At 38.8% G+C, this 4,715-nt stretch carries 4 protein-coding genes and 1 pseudogene; 4 read left to right on the top strand and 1 reads right to left on the bottom strand.

Features of this window, described 5'->3' with window-relative positions:
- A partial coding sequence (locus HT699_RS08290) for a helix-turn-helix domain-containing protein (protein ID WP_172934258.1) occupies positions 1-399 on the bottom strand: 399 nt, incomplete at its 3' end.
- A gap of 387 nt (positions 400-786) precedes the next feature.
- Between HT699_RS08290 and HT699_RS08285 the strand changes: the two genes are divergently transcribed.
- The 4 genes and pseudogenes from HT699_RS08285 (at position 787) to HT699_RS08270 (ending at position 4,427) form a co-directional block, all read left to right on the top strand.
- Positions 787-1,980, top strand: coding sequence for an O-antigen ligase (locus tag HT699_RS08285; protein WP_023937263.1), 1,194 nt, complete (start codon positions 787-789; stop codon positions 1,978-1,980).
- Positions 1,981-2,208: 228 nt separating this feature from the next.
- Positions 2,209-2,622 (top strand): annotated as a pseudogene (locus HT699_RS11805) (transposase); the annotation flags it as partial.
- Between the two features lie 234 nt (positions 2,623-2,856).
- Positions 2,857-3,648, top strand: a complete 792-nt coding sequence (locus HT699_RS08275; protein WP_000284389.1) for a DUF2785 domain-containing protein — start codon at positions 2,857-2,859, stop codon at positions 3,646-3,648.
- A gap of 110 nt (positions 3,649-3,758) precedes the next feature.
- The gene (locus tag HT699_RS08270) at positions 3,759-4,427 is read left to right on the top strand and encodes an aquaporin (protein ID WP_172921946.1); all 669 of its coding nucleotides are present in this window, start codon (positions 3,759-3,761) and stop codon (positions 4,425-4,427) included.
- Positions 4,428-4,715: the final 288 nt, after the last annotated feature.

Raw genomic sequence — 4,715 nt, 5'->3', positions numbered from 1 at the left:
TTTTCCTTTTCTAGGATAGAGCAGATCCTGTTTTGACAATCCTAATTTTCCATGATGGATCCAGTAGTAGATGGTAGAAATTCCCACGTTAACGCCCTTAGCCTTGACCATCATTTCAGGCGAAAATTTTTGNNTCAATCTTGATTTCTTGACCGAGCGCTTGCGATTATTTTCATAAGACTGTTGAGCATAGTCGGCAGAATAAACCTCTTTAAAGCGTCCTTTTCCAAGACATTGTCGGACTGTCCCACGCTTGACTTCATTGTGAATGGTTTGAGGAGCTTTTCCAAGTAAAGAGGCGATTTCTCTATTTGATTTCCCTTCCTTTTTCCATCGTTCGATTAAACGACGGCTATCGATTGTCAAATGTTTGGCTTTTGTAGTATAATGGTTTTGCATCTCTGTGCCTTTCTTGTGTTTGTGATTGAACAACAAGTATAACACAGAGGTGTTTTCTTATGCCTAGAAGAGCTTTCATTTGACAAGAGGAACCCTTGAAGCAGTTTTGTCAGCTAAACCAAGGCTAATCTTAGCCTTGGCTTGTCAGCCTAACAGCATCAAGCCTCTTATCAAATGAAATCGAGTACTAGCTATAAGCTAGTTAAACCATCTAATTTTTAGGAGGGCTGGATGGCTAACTTCATTATAGAACTTTCAATTATCACATTCGAATTACATTTTATTTTGGAAAACGTTTCCTTTGTTTTCAAATTGCTAAAAAAGTGGTACAATATAGGATAGCTTACTATTATCTGAATCAGCTGATTTGGAGAGAAAGGATTCATTTTGAAATCAATAGGCTTTATTGAAAAGCTGAAGGGGTTGTCTAGTAAAGAGCTGATTTTATTGGGAATTATCCTAAGTATCTTTTTACCCTTTTATCTTTTTGTAGTTGTACTCTGTTTATATATTATCAGTTTGATTTTTACAGGAGACATGAAAAGTATTCTTCAGAAAATGGGGGAGCATCCGATGCTGCTTCTTTTTCTTGGCTATAGTACTGTTATATCCATTCTTGCACAAAATTGGATGGGTCTTGTGGCTTCAGTAGGAATGTTTTTGTTTGCTATTTTATTTTTGCAATATCAGTCGATTTTATCACATAAATTCTTTCGATTAATTTTGCAGCTCGTCTTGTTTGGTAGTGTCTTGTCAGCTGCTTTTGCCAGTTTAGAACATTTCCAAATTGTGAAGAAATTCAACTATGCTTTTCTTTCACCCAATATGCAGGTGTGGCATCAGAATCGTGCAGAAGTGACCTTCTTTAATCCTAATTATTATGGAATTATTTGTTGTTTCTGTATCATGATTGCTTTCTATCTATTTACAACGACCAAGTTGAATTGGTTGAAAGTATTCTGTGTGATTGCAGGCTTTGTTAATCTCTTTGGATTGAACTTTACGCAAAATCGAACTGCTTTTCCTGCTATTATCGCTGGAGCAATCATCTATCTCTTTACGACTATTAAAAACTGGAAGGCCTTTTGGCTTAGTATTGGGGTATTTGCGATTGGCTTGAGCTTCCTCTTTTCCAGTGATTTGGGAGTTCGGATGGGGACTTTAGATTCTTCTATGGAAGAACGAATTTCTATTTGGGATGCTGGGATGGCCTTGTTTAAGCAAAATCCTTTTTGGGGTGAGGGGCCATTGACCTACATGCACTCGTATCCTCGGATACATGCTCCTTATCATGAACATGCTCATAGCCTTTATATTGATACGATTCTGAGTTACGGAATTGTGGGGACTATTTTATTAGTTTTGTCTTCTGTTGCTCCTGTTCGCTTGATGATGGATATGAGTCAGGAGTCGGGGAAACGTCCGATTATCGGCCTTTATCTATCTTTCCTTACAGTGGTTGCTGTGCACGGAATTTTTGACTTGGCTCTCTTCTGGATTCAGTCAGGCTTTATTTTCTTGCTAGTTATGTGCAGTATTCCATTGGAGCATCGAACTTTGGTATCGGACATGACGGATTAAGTTTTATAAGATTAAAATTCTTCTACCTTGGGTAGGAGATTTTTTATACGATGGGCATGTCGTGCATCTGAGGTGTAAGTCCTCTGTAGAGATTCACTACCGGTGAATATAGTGAAATGAGATAAGAACAGGATGAATCAATCAGGACAGTCAAATAGATTTCTAACAATGTTTTAGAAGTAGAGGTGTACTATTCTAGTTTCAATCTATTATACAATAGCGCTCCCTCGTCCTTATGCAGGGGCTCCTAGAGGGGAGAAAGTCTATGAAAAGATTAGCGGACGTCGTTTTGAGCGAACTTCAATTGTTGCAGGACAAGTAGACGGAGAGTTTATAGCTCCCATGATTTACAAGAACAGCATGACAAGCGATTTCTTTGGGGAGTGATTCAAAACGCAACTTCTACATGCTTTGAAGACACCTCGTGTTATTATCATGGACAATGCTAGTTTTGATCCCAAGAACATTTTGGATGAACTCTGCATCTAAGATAAACACTTTTTCTTACCTCTACCGCCTTATTCACCAGATTTGAATCCTATTGAGCAAGCTTGGGCTATCTTGAAAAAGAAAGTAACAGATTTATTAAGGGAAGTCCCAACTATTTTTGAATGGTTGGAACGCTTTTTTAAAACTAAATGACTATATAACTAGTTTTTCGCAATTTTTGAGACAGAAATGTGATTTTTGTGATAAAGTTCTATCATTACAAGTTCATTTGTGGTAATATGGAATAAATCATTTATGTATCCTTTCAGAAATGTGCTGTTTCTCTGAATATAAATGTCTTTTTCTCTTTAACTTAATTTTACAAATTGCTAAAGTCATTTAAGGACAGATTTTTGAACAGTTGCTAGAAATGTAGAGGTATTGACCATGTATCAAAAGTTACTTAGAAAAATAGCAGAAGAAAAACCAAGTTATAACCAGGAAGAAATCCAGTGGCTACTTGATCATTTGGGAGATCCTTCTCCAGAAATTCGTGATGACCTTGTTTTTACAAGCTTTGCTAGAGGGATTCAGGAAGAGCTATTTACACAGGAACAATTTCATTTCATTGCTGAAGGGATTTCATCTGATGGAGGGTTAGATAAAGATATTGATAAGGTAGGCCTGTCAACCCTTGAACGTTCTTTTAGGGCGCTTATTTATGCAAATCTCTTGTCTGCAGATGCCAACCAGCAATCGATTTTTTATCAGGAATTAAATGCAGGAATTCGTAATGTCCTTTTAAATCAAGGTTTGTATTATCTTTCAAAAGAAAAGGATACAACGGGTTTTTCAAGTCAGTATGGTTGGGTTCATGCTTTTGCACATGGAGCCGATTTACTGACAGAGGTGGTTTGTCATCCCAACTTTCCTAAAAACAGAGTTCATGAAGTATTTGATATACTTGGCCAACTATTTAAAAGAGTTTCGATTCGTTTTACAGATGATGAGGATTGGCGTTTAGCAAGAGTGATCTATGAACCTATTTTACAAGGGAAGTTAGCGCAAGAGCAAGTAGCTTCTTGGATAAAAGCTGTTGACTTTCCGATAGAAGAAAGAGAAGATTTTTATAAATTTTCCAACTTCAGATCCTGTCTGTTGGAAGTCTATGTCCAACTTGACCAGAGAAATAGTTTACAAGATGACTTGAAAGAAGCTATTCAATCTTTTCAATATTAGGTATTGCTAGTAGTTCTATGATTTTCAAGAAAATTTCCAATCAATTTTCTTGAAACCCTTTCCTACTTTTGATAGACTAGTATCTAGTTTTTGAAAAAAGGAGAAAGAAAATGAAAAAATTTGTTGCTGAGTTAATCGGTACGTTCATGCTTGTATTCGTCGGGACAGGAGCTGTTGTTTTTGGAAATGGTCTTGATGGCCTAGGTCACCTTGGAATCGCCTTTGCCTTTGGTTTGGCAATCGTGGTGGCAGCCTACTCAATCGGAACTGTTTCAGGTGCTCACTTGAACCCGGCTGTTTCGATTGCTATGTTTGTAAACAAACGTTTGTCATCTTCAGAACTTGTAAACTACATACTTGGTCAGGTTGTTGGAGCTTTCATCGCTTCTGGCGCAGTCTTCTTCCTCTTGGCTAACTCGGGTATGTCAACTGCTAGCCTTGGTGAAAATGCCTTGGCAAACGGTGTCACTATCTTTGGTGGTTTCTTGTTTGAAGTCATCGCAACTTTCTTGTTTGTCTTGGTTATCATGACTGTGACATCAGCAAGCAAGGGCAATGGCGCGATTGCTGGTTTGGTAATCGGTTTGTCATTGATGGCGATGATTCTTGTGGGCTTGAACATTACTGGGCTTTCAGTAAATCCAGCTCGTAGCTTGGTACCAGCTGTTTTGGTAGGTGGCGCAGCCCTTCAACAAGTTTGGATTTTCATCCTTGCGCCAATCGTTGGTGGAGTTCTTGCAGCCCTTGTTGCTAAAAACTTCCTTGGAACAGAAGAATAATTGAAACTCAAAAAGCCTTGCTCCTCATCTCGAGGAACAGGGCTTTTTCGTAGTACGACGGGCATGTCGTGCATCTGAGGTGTAAGTCCTCGGTGGGCACCTGCTACCGGTGAACCCAATAGCGATTCCCAAGCCTGACTATCGTGAGGTAGCGGATTAAAACGGTCTGGGGATAGACCGTTTTAAGTCTGACACTGGAAATAAGAATCGTCAGAGGAAGGGATAGCGAAATCGTGGCTCTACGAACAGGAAGGTGATAGTAAGGCGTATATAGCGGATAAGGGGGCC

Origin of the sequence: Streptococcus sp. 1055, assembly GCF_013276815.1 — a bacterium.
In the GTDB taxonomy this organism is placed as follows: domain Bacteria; phylum Bacillota; class Bacilli; order Lactobacillales; family Streptococcaceae; genus Streptococcus; species Streptococcus pseudopneumoniae.
This window is presented reverse-complemented; position numbering and strand designations above follow the sequence as displayed.